Source organism: Cupriavidus sp. SZY C1, assembly GCF_032190535.1.
In the GTDB taxonomy this organism is placed as follows: Bacteria; Pseudomonadota; Gammaproteobacteria; order Burkholderiales; family Burkholderiaceae; genus Cupriavidus; species Cupriavidus pauculus_C.
Window position 1 is genome coordinate 265,942 of the sequence record NZ_JAUANU010000002.1, and the last position, 18,733, is coordinate 284,674.

Below are 18,733 nucleotides of genomic sequence, written 5' to 3' on the forward strand. Positions count from 1 at the left end.
TCAGCCCTGCAGGATGGAGGAAACCAGCAGCTGGGTGTACGGGTGCTGCGGGTCGTCGAGAATCTGGTCGGTCAGGCCCTGTTCCACCACGCGGCCGCCCTGCATCACGAGCGTGCGGTGGGCCAGCAGCCGCGCCACGGCCAGGTCGTGCGTGACCAGCACGGCGGCCAGGCCCAGGTCGGTCACCAGGCGGCGCATCAGGTCCAGCAGGCGGGCCTGCACCGACACGTCCAGCGACGCGGTCGGCTCGTCCATGAAGACCAGGCGCGGATGGGTGACCAGGTTGCGCGCAATCTGCAGCCGCTGTTGCATGCCGCCCGAGAACGTGCCCGGCACGTCGTCCAGCCGGGCCAGGTCGATTTCCATCTTCTCCAGCCACGCGCCGGCAATCTCGCGCAGGTCGCCATAGTGGCGGTGGCCCACGGCCATCAGCCGCTCGGCGATGTTGGCGCCGGCGCTGACCTGCATGCGCAGGCCGTCGCGGGCGTGCTGGCGCACGAAGCCCCAGTCGGTGCGGGCCAGCAGCCGCATGCGCGCGCTGGACAGCGACGCGAGGTTGGTCAGCCCGGTCTCGCGCATGTCGTAGTGCACGCTGCCGCGCTGGGCGCGCACCTGCATCGACAGTGCCTGCAGCAGCGTGCTCTTGCCGGAGCCCGATTCGCCAACCACGCAGAGCACCTCGCCGGGATACAGGTCGAAGCTGACGTCATGGCAGCCGTGCGTGCCGTCCCACGTGTGGGTCAGGCTGCGGACGGACAGCAGCGGTGTGGCGTTCATGGCTGGCCTCCGGCGGCGGTCTGCACGGCCTGCGCGGCCTGGCGGTCGGCGCAGTACTCGGTGTCCGAGCACACGAACATGCGCGTGCCGGCATCGTCGGTGATGATCTCGTCCAGGTAGCTGTCGGTGGCGCCGCACTGCGCGCAGCAGCTCGACCACTTCTCGACGGTGAACGGGTGGTCCACGAAGTCCAGGCTCTTGACCGACGTGTACGGCGGCACCGCGTACACGCGCTTCTCGCGGCCGGCGCCGAACAGCATCAGCGCCGGGCTGCGGTCCAGCTTGGGGTTGTCGAACTTGGGGATCGGCGACGGGCGCATCATGTAGCGCTGGTTGACGATGACCGGGTAGTCGTACGTCGTGGCGATATGGCCATGGTGGGCGATGTCCTCGTAGAGCTTGACGTGCATGGACCCATACTCGGCCAGCGCGTGCATCGTGCGTGTTTCGGTCTCGCTCGGTTCCAGCCAGCGCAACGGCTCGGGGATGGGCACCTGGTAGACCATGGTCTGGCCCGCGCGCAGCTTCGTCTCGGGAATGCGGTGGCGGGTCTGGATGATCGTCGCCTCGGCGGTGCGCTCGGTGGTCTGCACGCCGGTCACGCGGCCGAAGAAGCGGCGGATGTTGATGGCGTTCGTGGTGTCGTCGGAGCCCTGGTCGATCACCTTGAGCACGTCCTGCCGGCCGATGATGGCGGCCGTCACCTGGATGCCGCCGGTGCCCCAGCCGTAGGGCAGCGGCATCTCGCGGCTGCCGAACGGCACCTGGTAGCCGGGAATGGCCACGGCCTTGAGCAGCGCGCGGCGCAGCATGCGCTTGGTCGATTCGTCCAGGTAGCCGAAGTTGTAGTGGTCGTCGCGCGCCACGGGGGCGGTGACGGGGGTGGCGTGGGCGGCGGTCATGCCAGCGACTCCTCTTGCGATGGCGACGGTTGCGGTTGCGTTGGGGCGGCCTGGTCGGCCTGGGATGCCTGGGCCGCCGGCTCGCCCTGCGCGGCGCGCAGCCGGCGCAGCAGTTCCAGGTTGGCCTGGAAGTCGACGTAGTGCGGCAGCTTCAGGTGCTGGACGAAGCCCGACGCCTCGACGTTGTCGCTGTGGTACAGCATGAACTCGATGTCGTTGGCGGGGTTGTCGGCGGCCTCGCCCAGTTCGGCGGCCCGCATCGCGCGGTCCACCAGCGCCATCGACATGGCCTTGCGCTCGTTGTAGCCGAACACCAGCCCGTAGCCGCGCGTCAGGCGCGGCGCCTCGTCGGCGTTGCCGGCGAACTGGCTCACCATCTGGCACTCGGTCAGCTCCACCTCGCCCACGGTCACCGCGAAGCCCAGCTCCTCGATGAACATCTCGACCTCGCAGCTTCCGTAGCGGATCTCGGCCGCGAACGGGTGCGAGTTGCCGTAGCCACGCTGCGTGGAGTAGCCCATCGACAGCAGGAAGCCCTCGTCGGCGCGGGCCAGGTTCTGCAGCCGCGCCGGGCGCCCGGCCGGGAAGGACAGCGGCTCGCGCGTCAGGTCGGGCGGGGCGGGGTCGCCGTCGGGGATCGTGTCGGCCTCGACCAGCGATTCGGCTTCGAGCAGGCCGGTCACGCGCGGCATGCTGGCCGCGAGCGGCGCGGGCGACGGCGTCAGCGGCTCCGGCTCGCGGCCCGCTTCCAGCGTGAAGTCGAGCAGCCGCTGGGTGTAGTCGTAGGTGGGTCCCAGCACCTGTCCGCCGGGCACGTCCTTGAACGTCGACGAGATGCGGCGCTGCAACTGCATGGTGCCGGTGTCCAGCGGCGCGGTGTAGCCAAAGCGCGCCAGCGTGGTGCGGTACGCGCGCAGCAGGAAGATGGCCTCGATCTGGTCGCCGGCCGCCTGCTTCAGCGCCAGCGCGGCCAGGTGCGGGTCGTACAGCGAGCCCTCGGCCATCACGCGGGCCACGGCCAGCGGCATCTGCTCGCGGATCTGCGCCAGCGTGACGTCGGGCACGGACGGGTCGCCGCGGCGATAGGTGTCCAGCATCCGGTAGGAATTGAGGATGGCGCGCTCGCCACCCTTGACGGCTACGTACATGTCAGTCCTCCACCTGCGTGGTGCGCGTCATGGCGCAGAAGTGCGGCCCGCTGGCCAGCAGCAGGTCCACGCCGAGCGGAAAGCGGGCGTTGTTGGCACGCCAGGCCGCGCGGAAGTCGTCGGGCAGGCCGCGCACGCGCAGCGGCTGGGTGGTCTCGATGCCGGGGCCGCGCAGCGTCAGCGCGTCGCCGTCGTGCAGCGACGCCACCTCGACGAGCAGCGTGGCCGAGCGGTCGGGATAGTCGGGCAGGCCCTGCGCGCAGTCGGCCAGCGCGGGCATGGCGTGGCCGGCCGGCACGCAGACGAACGTGGCGTCGGCCACGGCATCGACCAGCGGGCAGCCGCAGTGGAAGCGCAGGAACGCGCGGGCGGCTGCGGGCACGCTGGCGGGCAGCCAGACCGGCGTGTCGGGATCGGCCAGCGTCAGCAGCAGGGCGGTCAGCGCGGGCGACAGGCCGTCGGGCTGGCCGCTGGCGGCGGGCAGGGTCTGCAGCCGGCCGGGATGCGCGAACGCGTCGAGCGTGGCGCGGAACACGGCCTGCGCGTCGTCCACCGGGTTGTCGAAGCCGGGCAGCAGCGACGGCGTGGCGCTGGCGTGGGGCGTGGCGGTCATCGGGCTATCGGTCGGGGGCATCAGTCGTCTCCGCGGGCCATCGTGAAGAATTCGACGCGGGTTTGCGCCGCCGTGGCGGCCTGCCGCGCAGCGCGGTTGGCCATGGCCTGGGCCAGCGGGGCGATCACGGCGTCCTGCACGCGCTGGTGCCAGTCGGGCCGCTGCAGCAGGGCGTCGAGCAGGGCGGCCTGCTCGGCATGGCGCTGGCCGCGGCCCTGCACGTAGGCCATGCCCGCGGTGGCCGGCTGGCCGTCCGGGGTGTCCGGGGTGTCCAGCACCACGGCGCAGCGCGTGACGGACATCTCGCCAAGGTTGAACTGGGCGCCGGTGCCGCCGGCCCGGGCGCGCACCATGGCCATGCCCGATTCCGGTTTGCGCAGCAGGCGGTAGCCGGGTGCGGGCGCGGCCGCGAACAGCCGGGCGCAGGCGGCGTCCAGTGCATCGGACTGGGCCAGCGCCAGCACCCGCAGCCATGCGGCGCGCGCTGCATTTGCCGCATCGGCCGGGCCGGCGGTTTCATTCTGCATGATCACCCCTATACGTCTATACGTTTAGATGTAAACTAAGACAACACGGCGATACTAGACCACAGGCACGTGAACGTTTCATGACGGGTCGGGGATTTGCTCGGGCACGCCGCGCGGGCGCCGGGTCTGAGGCACAATCGCACGGCAACCATTAAGGCTTGATGACACAGGGCAGGACGAACGATGTCTGATCGGGAAGTGGAACGCGGTTCCGGCGTGGCGGTCTGGCGCCAGATTGGCGAGGCGCTGGCGGAGGACATCCGCAACAAACTCTATGGGCCCGGCGAGCAACTGCCGCCGGAGCCGGAACTGGCCACGCGCTTTGCCGTGAACCGCCACACCATCCGCCGCGCGATGGGCGAGCTGGAGCTGAGCGGGCTGGTGCGCATCGAGCAGGGCCGCGGCACGTTCGTGCAGGAACACGCGATCGACTACGCGATTGGCCGGCGCACGCGGTTCTCGCAGAACCTGGCCGCGCAGGGCATGCGCGGGCACCTGGAACTGGTGGACAGCCAGACGCTGCGCGCGCCGGAGATTGCCAAGCATCTGGGGCTGGCGCGCAATGCCGACATCCTGCACGTGCAGATGGTGGGCAAGGCCGAGGCGCGGACCATCGACGTGTCCGAGCATTATTTCGATCCCAGGCGCTTTCCCGGCATGGCGGAGGCGGTGCGCGACACCGGGTCGATCTCGCGCGCGCTGGCCGGCTTTGGCATTGCCGACTACACGCGCAAGTGGTCGCGCATCACGGCGGCCATGCCCAGCGCCCCGGTGGCGCGGCTGCTGAACCAGCCCAAGACGCGGCCGGTGCTGCAGGTAGAGGCGCTCAACGTCGACATCGACGGCGTGCCGGTGCAGTACAGCCTGACGCGCTTTGCCGGCGACTGGGTGCAGCTTACGGTGTCCGACAACGACTGACAGATTTGCTGCAGGCCGCTGCAGCACAGTCGAGCCTGCGGCAGGGTCAAGCTGCAAGGTCACATATTGGTCTAGACATCTGTGTGTCATCTGGCGGCGCTACCTTACGCCGCACCTCAAGGGCCGATCACGGAATCTCCCTCATGCAAACCACAACTCCTACCTATTCGCCCCCGCTGCGCGGCCTGACCGGCCGCCGTGTGCTCGGCGCCGGCGCCATCGGCCCGGCCACGCTGGGCTTTAACCACGGCAGCATCGCGGCGCAGGCCGGCGACAGCGGCCCGTGCGTCGATGCCGGCGACCTGCTGGTGCTGCCCGGCATCGTCGACATCCACGGCGATGCGTTCGAGCGCTCGGTGATGCCGCGCCCCGGCGTGAGCTTTCCGTACGGCACGGCGCTGCTCGACGTGGACTGCCAGTTGCTGGCCCACGGCATCACGACCGAATTCCACGGCGTCACGCTGTCCTGGGAGGGCGGGCTGCGTGGCGAAGCCTACGCGCTGCGCATGTTCGAGGCGCTGGCGCAACTGCAGCCCGTGCTGGGCGCCTCGCACAAGGTGCACCTGCGCTTCGAGGCTTATCACCTTGCCGGCGTGGACACCGCGCTGCAATGGATTGCCGATGGCCGCGTGGACCTGCTGGCGATCAACGATCACCTGCCGACCATGGCCCGCCGGATGAACGACGAGCGCAAGCTCGCCCAGTACGCCGAGCGCGCCGAGTGTGACATCGAGACATTCCGCAACCGCCTGCGCACGGCCAGCCGCCATGCGCAGGACGTGCCGGCCGCCGTGGCCCGGTTGGTGGCTGCGGCGCGGACCGCGAACCTGCCCGTGGCGTCGCACGACGACCCCGACGCGGCCACGCGCCAGCACTACCATCGCCAGGGCTGCGCGATTGCCGAGTTTCCGCTGACGATGGACGTGGCCACGCTGGCGCGCCAGATCGGCGACGAGACCGTGTTCGGCGCCCCCAACGTGCTGCGCGGCAAGAGCCACACCGGCGCGCCGAACGCCACCGAGATGATCGCAGCCGGCCTGTGCACGGTGCTGGCGTCGGACTACTACTACCCAGCGCCGCTGCAGGCCGCGTTCCGGCTCGTGCAGCTTGGCATCTGCGGCCTGCCCGACGCGTGGCACCTTGTGTCGCGCAATCCGGCGCGCGCGGCGGGCCTGCGCGACCGCGGCCTGCTGATGCCCGGCATGCGCGCCGACGCGATCCTCGTCGACGACAGCCTGCCCGGCCTGCCGCGCGTGTGCGGCACCATCGTCAACGGCGAAGTGCGCCACGCCACGGTGGCGCTGCCGCTGATCGACCTGGCCCACCAGGGCAGCCTGGCCGCATGATGCCCGCCGTTGCTGCCGCGCATCGCTACGCGATCTACCTGGCCCCGGCCGAGCCGTTCCGCACGTTCGGCGCGCAATGGCTGGGCCGCGATGCCGATACTGGCGCGGCGCCGTCGCCGGTCATGGCCGGGCGGCCCGCGCAGTGGGTCGAGGCGCCAGCGCACTACGCGCTGCACGCCACGCTGAAGCCGCCGTTCCGGCTGGCCGATGGCACCGATCCGGCGATGCTGGACGCCGCCGCGCGCACGTTCGCGGCCACGCGCCAGCCGTTCCAGGCCCCGCTGACGCTGCGCGCGCTGCGCGGCTTCCTGGCGTGGTGCCTGGACGACGCCGACGGGCCGGGCGGGCGGCAGATGCACGCGCTGGCCGACGCCTGCGTGCGCGATTTCGACCGCTTCCGCGCGCCGCCAACGGCCGCCGAGATCGCCCGCCGCGACCCGGCCAGGCTGACCCCGGCGCAGCGCGCGCACATGGACGCGTGGGGCTACCCCTACGTGTTCGACACCTTCACGTTCCACATCACGCTGACCGGCATGCTCGACCCGGCCGACGAGGCCGCGGCCTTCGCGCTGCTGTCGCAGGCCGGCGGCACGCTGCTGGAGCAGCCGCTGCAGGTGGACGCCATCAGCGTCTACGTCCAGCCCGCGCCCGGCGCCGACTTTGTCGCGGCGCGCCACTATCGCTTCGACGGCAGCATCCGGGACGGGGCTGGCGCGGCGTACCTGCCCGCATGACGCCGGCCGCCCCCACCGACGGCCACGGCCTGTTCTATGTGATGGGGCCGTCGGGCAGCGGCAAGGATTCGCTGCTGCGCGCGCTGCGCGACCGGCTGGCGCCGTCCGAGCCCGTGGTGATCGCCCACCGCTACATCACGCGCGCGGCCGACGCCAACGAGGCGTCCGTGGCGCTGACGGCCGACGAATTCCATCGCCGCATCGACCTGGGCTGCCTGGCGATGCACTGGCAGAGCCACGGGCTGCGCTACGGCGTGGGCGTGGAGATCGAACAGTGGCTGGCGCGCGGGCTCAAGGTCATCGTCAACGGCTCGCGCGAGTACCTGCCCGACGCGGCGGCGCGCTACCCGAAACTCTGCGCGGTACACGTGCGCGTCACGCCCGAGGTGCTGGCCGCCCGGCTGCGCCAGCGCGGACGCGAATCGGAAGATGCCATCGCCGGGCGCCTGGCACGCGCCACGCAGCCGTTCGCGGTGCCGGATGGCTGCCGGGTGGTCGAGATCGACAACAGCGGGGCGTTGAGCGATTCGGTGGAGCGGTTTGCGAGGCTGGTGGCGGGGTGAAGGCCGGGGCTGGTGACAGGCCGGCCCTCACCCCCAGCCAAAAACCGGCGGATTCTGATATGCCCGGTGAGGGCAGGCGACTCAAGAACGGGCGGCGCCCAGCACCCACCGCCCCGCCATCTCCAGGTAGCGGCCCAGCGGCGGCGTTGCCAGATCCACCACCTTCGCCAGATCGTCATAGCGGCGCAGCCTGACCGCCTCCAGCGCGTGCGGCTGCGCCGCGAACGCCTGCGCCTGCGCGTCGTCGTAGACGCCGCCCTGGAGCTGCAGGCTGTGGACCGACGCCGGCGACAGCGTCTGGCGATACCCCGGATCCACCGCGCACAGGTAGCGCTTGGCGGCCACGTGCAGGCGGATCGGCTCGGTGACGTCGGGGCCGAACAGGGCTGCCAGCGCGTCGGCGGCGGCTTCCTGGTGGCGCATGTCGGTGGTGCTGCTTTCGGCCAGCATCAGGTGGCCCACGTCGTGCAGCAGCGCGGCAACGACCAGCGGCTCGGGCTCGCCGGCCTGCTCGGCTAGCTGGGCGCACTGGAGCGCGTGGGCGGTCTGGCTGATGGCCTCGCCGCCGTACCACGCGGTGCCGTGCGCCTCGAACAGCGTGGCAATGCGGGGCAGGGTCAGCGCGGTCATACCAGCACCTTGCGGATGCGGGCCGAGATCACGTCGATGGCCACCACGAACAGGATGATGATGATCATCACGGCACAGGTCTGGGCGTACTGGAAGCTGCGGATGATCTCCCAGAGCACGGTGCCGATGCCGCCGGCGCCGACGATGCCGACCACCGACGCCGAGCGCACGTTCGATTCGAACCGGTAGAGCGCGAACGACAGCCACAGCGGCAGCACCTGCGGGATCACGCCGTAGACGATTTCCTCGATCGGGCCGGCGCCCGTGGCGCGCACGCCCTCCACGGGACGCGGGTCGATGGCTTCCACGGCTTCGGCAAACAGCTTGGCCAGCACGCCCGTGGTGTGGATCCAGATCGCCAGCACGCCCGCGAACGGGCCCAGGCCGACGGCCACGATGAACAGCATCGCGAAGACCATCTCGTTGATGGCGCGGCAGGCATCCATCACGCGGCGCGCCGGCTGGTAGACCCAGACCGGCACGATGTTGGCCGAGCACAGCAGGCCCAGCGGCACGGCCATGATGACGGCCAGCGCGGTGCCCCACAGCGCAATCTGCACGGTCACCAGCATCTCGTCCAGGTAGGTGCGCCAGTCGCGGAAGTTGGGCGGGAAGAAATCGGCGGCGAACTTGGCCATGTTGCCGGAATCGCGCAGCAGGTCCAGCGGGCGCATGTCGGCGCCTTGCCACGACATGGCGAGCATGGCCAGCACGATCGCCCAGACCAGCATCACGGAAAGGGACGTGCGCGGCGGCCGGACGGCGCTGTGGGGCGAAGGGGGCAGGCCAGGCTTGGCGGTGGCGGTCATGGGAATCCGGGGTGTAGAGGCTTGGAACGGGGCAGGCCGGGGGCATCCACGTGGACGCCCCGGCCTTGGGGGATCAACTTACTGCTGCGTGGTGGCGGCGGCCTTGTCCAGGTCGGCGAGGCGGCGCGTCACGTCGGCCAGCTTCTTTTCCTTGTCGGCGGCGGCCAGCGTGGTGTCGGTCTCGATCTTGGCCTTTTCCTTGGCCAGCTCGATCTGGCGGATCGGCACCAGCTGCGCGTCGCTGGACGGGCGGAAGCCCTGGTACGTCAGCGTGGCCAGGATCTGCTTCTCGCGGGCGGCGTCGGCACCCTTGCCGTAGTTGACGAAGAAGGTCTGGATCTTCTTCTTCAGCTCGGGCGACAGGTCCTTGCGGTAGACCATCGGATCGGCCGGGATCAGCGGCGACTTCCACAGCACGCGCACCTCGTCGTAGGCGTTCTTGCCCGTGTTGATGCGGTAGCGCTCGAAGTTCTCGGTGTTGTTCACGGCCACGTCCACCTGCTTGTTCAGCACCGACAGCAGGTTGGTCTCGTGGTTGCTGATGCGCACGGCCTTGAACAGCGTCTTCGGCTCGACCTTGTTGGCGGCCCACAGGTAATAGCCCGGCACGGCCGTGCCCGAGGTCGAGTTCGGATCGCCCGCGCCGTAGGACAGGTCCTTGCCGCGCTTGATCACGTCTTCCACCGACTTCAGGTCGCTGTCCTTGCGCACGATCAGCAGCGACCAGTAGCCCGGGTTGCCGTCCTTGTCGATCACCGACGCGAACACCTCGCCGTTGGCGCGGTCCACGGCTTCCATGGCCGCCTTGTTGCCGAACCAGCCGATCTGCACCTTGTTGAAGCGCATGGCCTCGATGATGCCGGCGTAGTCGGAGGCAAAGAACGGCTTGACCGGCACGCCCAGCGCCTTGCTCAGGTCGTCGATCACGGGCTGCCAGGCGCCCTTGAGGTTCGACGACGACTCCGTCGAGATGAAGCCGATGTTCAGGGTCTTGGCGTCCTGGGCGAAGGCGGGCAGCGCCACGACACCCGACGCCACCACGGCGAGGAAGGTTCTGCGAAGCATCGAAAACTCCGGTTGGAAAGACTGAGAGGGAAGACTGATGGGAAAGGCGGTTGGGGAAGCGGGGCGGCGCCTCAGGCGGTGGCCAGGTCCATCCGGACCATGGCCGGCGCGGGCATGCCGTCGGCCGGGGCCGGGGTGTCGGGCAGGCTGTCGTGCAGCAGCTCGTCGGCCTCGGTGCCGTACAGGTCGCGCAGCATCTTCGGCGTCAGCGCGGCCGACGGGCCGTCGTAGACCACCTTGCCGTGGCGCAGCGCCACCACGCGCGGGCAGTAGCGCATCGCCACGTCCACCTGGTGCAGCGACACAACCACGGCCACCTTGCGCGTGCGGTTGATCTGCGCCAGCAGCGACATCACCCGGCGCGACGACTCCGGATCGAGCGACGCGATCGGCTCGTCGGCCAGGATCACGCGCGCGTTCTGCACCAGCGTGCGGGCGATGGCCGCGCGCTGCTGCTGGCCGCCGGACAGCGTCGAGGCCCGCTGAAACGCATAGTCGTCTATACCAACCTGGGCCAAGGCATCGAGCCCGGCCTGCACTTCATCGGCCTTGAACCAGCGGATCAGGCTGCGCCACGCGGGCACGCGGGTCAGCATGCCGACCAGCACGTTGGTGATGACCGGCAGGCGGCCGACGAGGTTGAACTGCTGGAAAACGAATCCGATTTCCGCGCGTACCTTGCGGACATCGCGCGCCAGGCGCCCGTTGCGCTGCACCGCGCGGCCGTTGACCAGGATCTCTCCCGACCCGGCGTCGCCGGCGACAAAGCCGGCCACGTGGCGCAGCAGCGTCGACTTGCCCGAACCCGAGGCGCCCAGCAGGGCAACCATCTCGCCGGGGGCGATGTGCAGCGTGACGTCGTCAAGCGCCTTGCGGTCCGCCCGGAACGATTTGCTCAGGCCGCGGACTTCGATGGCATGCGTCATGTCGACTCCCTTGCTTGAATGACTTGCGCATTCTGGCGAGGGTGGATGACAGAACGATGACTTCAGGCAGAGGTTTTCCGATGCCCGGGCCGGGAGGCCCGGGGCGTCACATCAGGATGATGTCGTACTGTTCCTGATGGAACGTCGATTCCACCTGCAGGGATATCGGCTTGCCGATGAAGTCCCCGAGCATCGCCAGGTGCTGGCTTTCTTCCTCCAGGAACAGGTCGATGACCTCCTGGGACGCCAGGATGCGGAACTCGCGCGGGTTGAACTGGCGCGACTCGCGCATGATCTCGCGCAGGATGTCGTAGCAGACCGTGCGGGCGGTCTTGACCTGGCCCTTGCCGGTGCAGACCGGGCACTGCTCGCACAGCACGTGCGCCAGCGACTCGCGCGTGCGCTTGCGCGTCATCTCCACCAGCCCGAGCTGCGAGAAGCCGTTCACCGTGATGCGCGTGCGGTCGCGGGACAGCGCGCGTTTGAGTTCGGAGAGCACCGCGTCGCGGTGCTCGGCGTTCTCCATGTCGATGAAGTCGATGATGATGATGCCGCCCAGGTTGCGCAGGCGGAGCTGCCGGGCGATGGTGTGCGCGGCTTCAAGGTTGGTCTTGAAGATCGTGTCGTCGAAGTTGCGCGCGCCCACGTAGCCGCCGGTGTTGACGTCGATCGTCGTCATCGCCTCGGTCTGGTCGATCATCAGGTAGCCGCCCGACTTCAGGTCCACCCGCCGCGACAGCGCCTTCTCGATCTCGGCGTCGATGTTGAACAGGTCGAAGATGGGCCGCTCGCCGGTGTAGTGCGACAGCCGGGGCAGCACCGCCGGCGTGTATTCCTGGGCAAACTCCACGAGCTTCACGAAGTTCTCGCGCGAGTCCACCTGGATCACGCCCGTGGCGTCGTTGATGAAGTCGCGCAGCACGCGCTGGGCCAGGTTCAGGTCCTGGTAGAGCAGGTTGGGCGCCGGCAGCGTGGTGGCGTGCTGGCGGATCGTCGCCCAGATCTTGCGCAGGTAGGCGATGTCGTTGCTCAGTTCCTCGTTGCTGGCTTCCTCGGCGATGGTGCGCACGATGAAGCCGCCGCGCTCGTCGGCCGGCACCAGGCCCTGCACGCGGGTGCGCAGCGCCTCGCGGTCCACCTCGCCCTCGATGCGCTGCGAGATGCCGATGTGCGGGTCCTGCGGCAGGTACACCAGCGTGCGGCCGGCAATGCTGACCTGCGTGGACAGCCGCGCGCCCTTGGTGCCGATGGGGTCCTTGATGACCTGCACCATCAGCGCCTGGCCCTCGAACAGCGTCTTTTCGATGGCGACGTGGTTGTTCTTCTCGTTGCCGTCGCGCGGGTGCCAGATGTCGGCCACGTGCAGGAAGGCGGCACGCTCCAGCCCGACGTCGATGAACGCCGACTGCATGCCCGGCAGCACGCGCACGACCTTGCCCAGATAGATGTTGCCGACCAGCCCGCGCGTAAGCGTGCGTTCGACATGGAGTTCCTGCACGGCCGCCTGCTGCACGATGGCCACGCGGGTTTCCTGCGGCGTGATATTGACGAGGATGTCTTCGGTCATAGCGGTGGATGCCGCCGGTTTGCCGGCGCTTGTCGTTGTCGCCCGGCGTGACCGGGCATCTGACCCCTGGGCCCTTCGCGTGGGACGGCGCGACAGGGCGGGTCAGAAACGCAGACCGGCCTCGCGCAGCAGTGCCGCCGTCTCGAACAAGGGCAGGCCCATGATACCCGAATAGCTACCGTCGATACGGGCCACGAACTCGGCCGCGCGGCCCTGGATGCCGTACGCGCCGGCCTTGCCGGACGGCTCGCCGCTGGCGACGTAGCGCGCGATCTCGTCGGTCGCCATCGGGCGGAAAGTGACGTGCGAGATCGACAGCGCGTGGCGCTGGCCCAGCGCCGAGACCACGGTCACGGCGGTCAGTACCCGGTGCGTGGTGCCGGACAGCGCGGCCAGCATCCGCGCGGCGTCGTCGGCGTCGGCCGGCTTGCCGAGGATGTCGCCGCCCAGGCAGACCGTGGTGTCGGACGTCAGCACCGGCGCATCGGGCAGGCCCCGGCGCAGGCGTCGCTGCAGTGCGGCATCGGCCTTCAGCGCGCAGACGCGCTGCACGTAGGCATCGGGCGATTCGCCCGGCAGCACGGCCTCCAGCGCCTCGGCATCCTCGCCGGCATCGGCCAGCAGCAGTTCGTACTGCACGCCAAGCTGGGTCAGCAGCTCACGGCGGCGCGGGGATTGGGAGGCAAGGTAGAGATGGGAGGTCACGGGAGCAGGGGTGCGAGCACTAGGCCCGATGGTACGGATGATTCTGCGTGACCGACCACGCCCGATAAAGCTGTTCGGCCAGCAGTACGCGCACCATGCCGTGGGGCAGGGTCAGGCTGGACAGCCGGACCAGCGTCTGGGCGCGGGCCTTGAGGGCGGGGTCCAGGCCGTCGGCGCCGCCGATCAGGAAGGCGACGTCGCCGCCTTCGCGCTGCCAGCCGGTCAGTTGCTCGGACAACTGGACGGTCGTCCAGTCCTTGCCGCGTTCGTCGAGCGCGACGATCCGGAGCTGCTTCGACAGCGAGCCGAGCACCGCCTCGATGCGTGCCGCCTCGCGCTGCATGACCGTGGCGGCGTTATTGCTCGACGAGCGGGCCTCGGGCTTGACCTCGCGTAGTTCGATGCGCAGCTCGGGCGGCATGCGCTTGGCGTACTCGGCAAAGCCGGCCTCGATCCAGGCGGGCATCTTGTGGCCGACGGCCACGATCACGAGCTGCATGGCGGGGATGCCCGGCGATCAGCGGCCCGGCGATCAGGCCGAGCGCTTGCGCGGGGCGGCCTTCTTGGCAGGGGCCGACTTGGCGGCGGTCTTGGTGGCGGTCTTGGTCGCCGGCTTGGCGGCGGTCCTGGTGCCGGTCCCGGCGGCGGTACGCGCCGGGGTCTTGGCCGCGGCGGTCTTGCGTGCCGGTGCCTTGGCGGTCGTGCCGGCGGCGGTCTTGCGTGCCGGGGCCTTCGCGCCCGTGCCGGTGGCCGACTTGCGGGCCGGGGTCTTGGCGGCGGCGCCGGTGGCCGTCTTGCGGGCGGTCGTCGTCCGGGTGGTGCCGCTGCTGCTGGTCTTGCGGGCGCGCGCGCCCATGGTGGCCAGCGCGTCCGGGTCGGTATCCTCGTGGCCCATCGGCGGCGACGGCTCCTTCATGCCTTCCGGCAGGCGGGCCAGCGCCGGGCGCAGGTTCGAGGCGCGGCGCGCGCGCGGTGCCGGCTCGGCGTCCTCGTCGTCGTCCAGCGGCTCGCTGGCCTTGGCCAGGCCCTTGGCGGCGGCCAGCTTCACGCGGACCGGCTTGTCGCCCCAGATTTCCTCAAGGTTGTAGTACTGGCGGAGTTGCGGCTGCAGGATGTGGACGACCGCGTCGCCGCAGTCCACCAGCACCCATTCGCCGGTCTCCAGGCCCTCGACGGCCACGATATGGCCGCCGGCGTCCTTGACCATGTCCCGTACCGACGCCGCCAGCGCCTTGGTCTGGCGGTTCGAATTGCCGCTGGCGATCACCACCCGGTCGAACAGCTCGGTCAGGTGAGTGGTGTCGAACACCTTGATGTCCTGCGCCTTCACATCCTCGAGCCCGTCGACGATCGCGCGCTGCAGTTTACGAATATCCATGGTGTCTTTCTTGTTCAGCTTCATTCGGTAGGGGGGGCGCGTCGGCTCAGGGGTGCTGATACAACCCGTGACGCGCAATGTAGTGTGCCACGCCGGCCGGCAGTCGGTCATCCGTCTGGTCCGGCAACAGGCCGTCGGCCAGGTGCTCGCGCAGGCCGGTGGACGACAGGTCGACGGCCAGCGTCTGGTCGATCCACATATGTCCGGAGGGCGTGCATTGTATCAGGTGCGTGTCCGCCAGACGCTGCTGCATCGCGGCCAGCACCGGGCCCTCCAGTTCGTCCAGGTGGAAGCCCGGGCGCGTGGCGATGCACAGGTGCACGTGCTCGAACAGCGCCTCCCAGCCGTGCCAGGTGTGCAGGCGCAGCAACTGGTCGGCACCCATCAGCCATGCCAGCGAGGCGTCGGGGCCGTATTCGGCGCGCAGCTGGCGCACCGTGTCGATCGTATAGCTGGGGCCGTCGCGGTCCACTTCCATGCGGCTCACGCGTACCTTGGCCCGGCCCGGCTCCAGCGACGCGGCGGCCAGTTCGGTCATCGCAAAGCGGTCGGCGGCCGGCGTCACACGGTCGCCTTTCTGCCAGGAATGGCCGGTCGGGATCCAGACCAGTTCGTCGAGGTCCAGGTGGTCGATGCAGAGCTGGGCCAGCGCCGCGTGGCCACGGTGCGGGGGGTCGAAGGTGCCGCCGAGGATACCCAGGCGGTAGGGGCGCGTGCGGTCGGGACGGGCGGGGGCGGGATTCGCGTCGGTCATCAGTCTCAGGCCCACGCGCGCGCCGGCAGGAAATCGGTGTAGAGCGCCGCTTCGGGCGTGCCGGGTGCGGGTTGCCAGTCGTAGCGCCAGCTGGCCTGCGGCGGCATCGACATCAGGATCGATTCGGCCCGGCCGCCGGTTTGCAGGCCGAACAGCGTGCCGCGGTCGAAGACCAGGTTGAACTCGACGTAGCGGCCGCGCCGGTACGCCTGGAAGTCGCGCTCGCGCTGGCCATAGGGGGTGTCCTTGCGGGCGGTCAGGATCGGCAGGTAGGCGTCCAGGAACGCGTCGCCGACCGACTGCATCATCGCAAAGCTGGCGTCGAAGCCCGGCGCCGAGAAGTCGTCGAAGAAGATGCCGCCGATGCCGCGCGCCTCGCCCCGGTGCTTGAGGAAGAAATACTCGTCGCACCATTGCTTGAAGCGCGGGTACAGGTCGTCGCCAAACGGCGCCAGCGCGGTCTGGCAGGTGCGGTGGAAGTGCGCGCAGTCGTCGGCGTGGCCGTAGTACGGCGTCAGGTCCATGCCGCCGCCGAACCACCAGACCGGCTCGGCGTCCGGCTTCACGGCGATGAAGCAGCGCACGTTCATGTGGACGGTCGGCACGTACGGGTTGCGCGGATGGAAGACCAGCGACACCCCCATGGCCTCGAAGCTGCGCCCGGCCAGCTCTGGCCGGTTGGCGCTGGCCGACGGCGGCAGCGTGTCGCCGCGCACGTGCGAGAACCCCACGCCGGCGCGCTCCATCACCGCGCCGTCCTCCAGGATCCGCGTCCGGCCGTTGCCGCGCAGGCGCTCGGTGGGCGGTTTCTCCCAGCTATCGGTCTGGAACGCCTGGCCGTCGATGGCGGCGATGGCGTCGGTGATGCGGTCTTGCAGGCCGAGCAGATAGTCGCGGACTGCCTGGGAATCGATCATGGTGGGCGGGTGAGGATGGAGCCGGTGGCAAGACGGCCGGGCGAGCCGGCCGTCATCGCGGTGTCATGATTGTAGCGGCTGGACCCGCCCCCCGGCGCGGGGAGCGGTCCGGGGCCCCTTGGCCGCCTAGCGCCGGATGGCGCGGTAGCCGATGTCGGTGCGGAACTGCATGCCGTCGAAGCGGATCTGCTCCACGGCCGCATAGGCGTTCTTCTGCGCGGCCTTGACCGTATCGGCCAGGCCCACCACGCACAGCACGCGGCCGCCGGACGTCAGCAGCGTGCCGTCCTGCAGCGTGGTGCCCGCGTGGAACGTCACGGCGTCCTCGGTCTCGGGCGGGATGCCGGTGATGACGTCGCCGCGGCGCGGGTTCTCGGGGTAGTCGTAGGCGGCCATCACCACGCCCAGCGCGGTGCGGCGGTCCCAGTCCAGCTCCACCTGGTCCAGCCGGCCGTCGACGGCGGCTTCCATCACGTCGACGAGGTCGGTCTTCAGGCGCGCCATGATCGGCTGCGTTTCCGGATCGCCCATGCGGCAGTTGAATTCCAGCGTCTTCGGGTTGCCGTCCTTGTCGATCATCAGGCCCGCGTAGAGGAAGCCCGTGAACGGGATGCCGTCCTTTTCCATGCCGCGCACGGTCGGCAGGATGATCTCGCGCAGCGCGCGGGCGTGCAGCGCCGGCGTGACCACCGGGGCCGGCGAATAGGCGCCCATGCCGCCCGTGTTGGGGCCGGCGTCGCCGTCCAGCAGGCGCTTGTGGTCCTGGCTCGTGGCCAGGGCCAGCACGTTCTTGCCGTCGACCATGACGATGAAGCTGGCTTCCTCGCCTTCCAGGAATTCCTCGATCACCACGCGGGCGCCGGCATCGCCGAGCTTGTTGTCGGCCAGCATCATGTCCACGGCGGCGTGCGCTTCTTCCAGCGTCATCGCCACGACCACGCCCTTGCCCGCGGCCAGGCCGTCGGCCTTGATCACGATCGGCGCGCCCTGGGCGTCGATGTAGGCGTGGGCGCCGGCGGCGTCCGAGAACGTCTGGTAGTAGGCGGTGGGAATGCCGTGGCGGTGCATGAACGCCTTGGCGAAGTCCTTGGACGATTCCAGCTGCGCGGCAGCCCGGGTCGGGCCGAAGATGCGCAGGCCGCGCGCCCGGAACACGTCGACGATGCCGGCGGCCAGCGGGGCCTCGGGGCCGACCACGGTGAAGGCCACGCCCTCGCGCTCCACGAAGGCGGCCAGCACTTCCGGATCGGTCAGCGGCACGTTCTGCAGGCGCTTGTCGAGCGCCGTGCCACCGTTGCCCGGCGCCACGTAGACGACCTGCACCTTGGGCGACTGGGCCAACTTCCAGGCCAGTGCGTGCTCACGCCCACCGGAACCGACAACCAAAACTTTCATGATCCACTGCCAGAAAAGAAACGCATGCGAAAAGCGGCAGCCCGACGTAGGGCCTGGCTGCCGCCGTGGGGGGCGCGGCGGAGGTTAATCCTCGATCACCGCGTTGGTGAAGACTTCCTGTACGTCGTCCAGGTTTTCCAGCGCGTCCAGCAGCTTCTGCATCTTGACCGCATCGTCGCCGGTGAAGCTGACGTCGTTCTGCGGCTTCATCACCACGTCGGCCATCTCGGCCTTGAAGCCGGCCGCTTCCAGCGCGGCCTTGACCGCGCCAAAGTCGTTGGGCGGGCAGGTGACCTCGATCGAGCCGTCGTCGTTGGTCACCACGTCGTCGGCGCCGGCTTCCAGCGCGGCGTCCATCAGCTTGTCCTCGGGCGTTTCCGGCGCGAACAGGAACTGGCCGCAGTGCGTGAACATGAACGCCACGGAGCCTTCGGTGCCCATGTTGCCGCCGTGCTTGGAGAACGCGTGGCGCACCTCGGCCACGGTGCGCGTGCGGTTGTCGGTCAGGCAGTCGACGATGATCGCCGCGCCGGCCAGGCCGTAGCCCTCGTAGCGGATTTCCTCGTAGTTCGCGCCTTCAAGGCCACCCACGCCGCGCTGGATCGCGCGCTGGATGTTGTCCTTGGGCATGTTCGCGTCCATGGCCTTTTCCATGGCCAGGCGCAGGCGCGGGTTCGAGTCGATGTCACCGCCGCCCAGCTTGGCCGCGACGGTGATTTCCTTGATCAGGCGGGTCCAGATCTTGCCGCGCTTGGCGTCCGCGGCGGCTTTCTTGTGTTTGATGTTGGCCCATTTGGAATGACCGGCCATGATTCTCTCCGAAGCGGAATACGTATCGTGCGGCGTGGCAAGCCCGGCGGCATTGCGCCGGCGGGAGCCGGAATCCTGCGGGTTCGGCGGCCACGCCATGTGATTGATGTGCCAATCTGCTGGCTATAATCAGCGCAGGATTTTATCACGCGCCCCTGTCGAACCGCAGCGCCATGCGTGCGCTGCCCGCCATGCCGGCGCCGGTGTTTCCCGATTCCGATCCTGCCCGGATCCCGCCCATCCACGCCG

Annotated in this window: 21 protein-coding genes; 4 read left to right on the forward strand and 17 right to left on the reverse strand. The window is 69.6% G+C overall.

Annotated features, from left to right (window positions below):
* The 5 genes from phnK to phnG are packed head-to-tail and all read right to left on the reverse strand — an operon-like array spanning position 1 to position 3,967.
* Complete coding sequence (gene phnK, locus QTN24_RS05320; protein WP_313835643.1) at positions 1–777, reverse strand: phosphonate C-P lyase system protein PhnK; 777 nt, start codon at positions 775–777, stop codon at positions 1–3.
* Positions 774–1,679: an alpha-D-ribose 1-methylphosphonate 5-phosphate C-P-lyase PhnJ gene (locus tag QTN24_RS05325; RefSeq protein WP_124682154.1), complete on the reverse strand. Its 906-nt coding sequence runs from the start codon at positions 1,677–1,679 to the stop codon at positions 774–776. Before QTN24_RS05325 ends, phnK begins: the two co-directional genes overlap by 4 nt.
* Positions 1,676–2,827 carry a carbon-phosphorus lyase complex subunit PhnI gene (locus tag QTN24_RS05330; protein ID WP_313835646.1) on the reverse strand — a complete coding sequence of 384 codons (1,152 nt, stop codon included), beginning with the start codon at positions 2,825–2,827 and terminating at the stop codon, positions 1,676–1,678. Before QTN24_RS05330 ends, QTN24_RS05325 begins: the two co-directional genes overlap by 4 nt.
* A gap of 1 nt (position 2,828) precedes the next feature.
* Positions 2,829–3,461, reverse strand: coding sequence for a phosphonate C-P lyase system protein PhnH (gene phnH, locus QTN24_RS05335; protein ID WP_313835648.1), 633 nt, complete (start codon positions 3,459–3,461; stop codon positions 2,829–2,831).
* On the reverse strand, positions 3,461–3,967 hold the full coding sequence (gene phnG, locus QTN24_RS05340; RefSeq protein WP_313835650.1) for a phosphonate C-P lyase system protein PhnG: 507 nt from the start codon (positions 3,965–3,967) through the stop codon (positions 3,461–3,463). The genes phnH and phnG overlap by 1 nt, the downstream gene beginning before the upstream one ends.
* Before the next feature lie 183 nt (positions 3,968–4,150).
* Between phnG and phnF the strand changes: the two genes are divergently transcribed.
* The 4 genes from phnF to phnN all read left to right on the forward strand — a co-directional run bounded on the left by phnF (position 4,151) and on the right by phnN (position 7,528).
* Entirely contained in the window at positions 4,151–4,885 is a 735-nt protein-coding gene (phnF, locus tag QTN24_RS05345; protein ID WP_124682151.1) for a phosphonate metabolism transcriptional regulator PhnF, read from the forward strand.
* 143 nt (positions 4,886–5,028) lie between these two features.
* Positions 5,029–6,231: an alpha-D-ribose 1-methylphosphonate 5-triphosphate diphosphatase gene (locus QTN24_RS05350; RefSeq protein WP_313835651.1), complete on the forward strand. Its 1,203-nt coding sequence runs from the start codon at positions 5,029–5,031 to the stop codon at positions 6,229–6,231.
* Positions 6,228–6,965, forward strand: a complete 738-nt coding sequence (locus QTN24_RS05355; RefSeq protein ID WP_313835653.1) for a DUF1045 domain-containing protein — start codon at positions 6,228–6,230, stop codon at positions 6,963–6,965. Before QTN24_RS05350 ends, QTN24_RS05355 begins: the two co-directional genes overlap by 4 nt.
* Positions 6,962–7,528 carry a phosphonate metabolism protein/1,5-bisphosphokinase (PRPP-forming) PhnN gene (phnN, locus tag QTN24_RS05360; RefSeq protein ID WP_313835655.1) on the forward strand — a complete coding sequence of 189 codons (567 nt, stop codon included), beginning with the start codon at positions 6,962–6,964 and terminating at the stop codon, positions 7,526–7,528. The genes QTN24_RS05355 and phnN overlap by 4 nt, the downstream gene beginning before the upstream one ends.
* Before the next feature lie 81 nt (positions 7,529–7,609).
* On the opposite strand, the gene QTN24_RS05365 is transcribed toward phnN, so the two are convergent.
* From QTN24_RS05365 to QTN24_RS05420, 12 genes are all read right to left on the reverse strand, one after another.
* Positions 7,610–8,158 (reverse strand): phosphonate degradation HD-domain oxygenase, encoded by a 549-nt coding sequence (locus QTN24_RS05365; RefSeq protein ID WP_313835656.1) that lies wholly within the window; start codon positions 8,156–8,158, stop codon positions 7,610–7,612.
* Complete coding sequence (gene phnE, locus QTN24_RS05370; protein WP_124682147.1) at positions 8,155–8,967, reverse strand: phosphonate ABC transporter, permease protein PhnE; 813 nt, start codon at positions 8,965–8,967, stop codon at positions 8,155–8,157. The genes QTN24_RS05365 and phnE overlap by 4 nt, the downstream gene beginning before the upstream one ends.
* Before the next feature lie 78 nt (positions 8,968–9,045).
* Entirely contained in the window at positions 9,046–10,032 is a 987-nt protein-coding gene (phnD, locus tag QTN24_RS05375; RefSeq protein ID WP_313835658.1) for a phosphonate ABC transporter substrate-binding protein, read from the reverse strand.
* Between the two features lie 71 nt (positions 10,033–10,103).
* The gene (phnC, locus tag QTN24_RS05380) at positions 10,104–10,958 is read right to left on the reverse strand and encodes a phosphonate ABC transporter ATP-binding protein (RefSeq protein ID WP_124682145.1); all 855 of its coding nucleotides are present in this window, start codon (positions 10,956–10,958) and stop codon (positions 10,104–10,106) included.
* A gap of 106 nt (positions 10,959–11,064) precedes the next feature.
* Positions 11,065–12,525: a ribonuclease G gene (gene rng, locus QTN24_RS05385; RefSeq protein WP_124682144.1), complete on the reverse strand. Its 1,461-nt coding sequence runs from the start codon at positions 12,523–12,525 to the stop codon at positions 11,065–11,067.
* A gap of 102 nt (positions 12,526–12,627) precedes the next feature.
* Positions 12,628–13,230 (reverse strand): Maf family protein, encoded by a 603-nt coding sequence (locus tag QTN24_RS05390; protein WP_313835663.1) that lies wholly within the window; start codon positions 13,228–13,230, stop codon positions 12,628–12,630.
* A gap of 19 nt (positions 13,231–13,249) precedes the next feature.
* Entirely contained in the window at positions 13,250–13,729 is a 480-nt protein-coding gene (gene rlmH / locus QTN24_RS05395; protein ID WP_124682142.1) for a 23S rRNA (pseudouridine(1915)-N(3))-methyltransferase RlmH, read from the reverse strand.
* A 33-nt stretch (positions 13,730–13,762) separates the two neighbouring features.
* Positions 13,763–14,608: a ribosome silencing factor gene (rsfS, locus tag QTN24_RS05400; protein ID WP_313835665.1), complete on the reverse strand. Its 846-nt coding sequence runs from the start codon at positions 14,606–14,608 to the stop codon at positions 13,763–13,765.
* Between the two features lie 46 nt (positions 14,609–14,654).
* Positions 14,655–15,362: a nicotinate-nucleotide adenylyltransferase gene (locus QTN24_RS05405; RefSeq protein WP_124682140.1), complete on the reverse strand. Its 708-nt coding sequence runs from the start codon at positions 15,360–15,362 to the stop codon at positions 14,655–14,657.
* Positions 15,363–15,367: 5 nt separating this feature from the next.
* Positions 15,368–16,279, reverse strand: a complete 912-nt coding sequence (hemF, locus tag QTN24_RS05410; RefSeq protein ID WP_124682139.1) for an oxygen-dependent coproporphyrinogen oxidase — start codon at positions 16,277–16,279, stop codon at positions 15,368–15,370.
* Positions 16,280–16,405: 126 nt separating this feature from the next.
* Entirely contained in the window at positions 16,406–17,674 is a 1,269-nt protein-coding gene (gene purD, locus QTN24_RS05415; RefSeq protein WP_124682138.1) for a phosphoribosylamine--glycine ligase, read from the reverse strand.
* Positions 17,675–17,758: 84 nt separating this feature from the next.
* Positions 17,759–18,484 carry a YebC/PmpR family DNA-binding transcriptional regulator gene (locus tag QTN24_RS05420; protein WP_313835668.1) on the reverse strand — a complete coding sequence of 242 codons (726 nt, stop codon included), beginning with the start codon at positions 18,482–18,484 and terminating at the stop codon, positions 17,759–17,761.
* Positions 18,485–18,733: the final 249 nt, after the last annotated feature.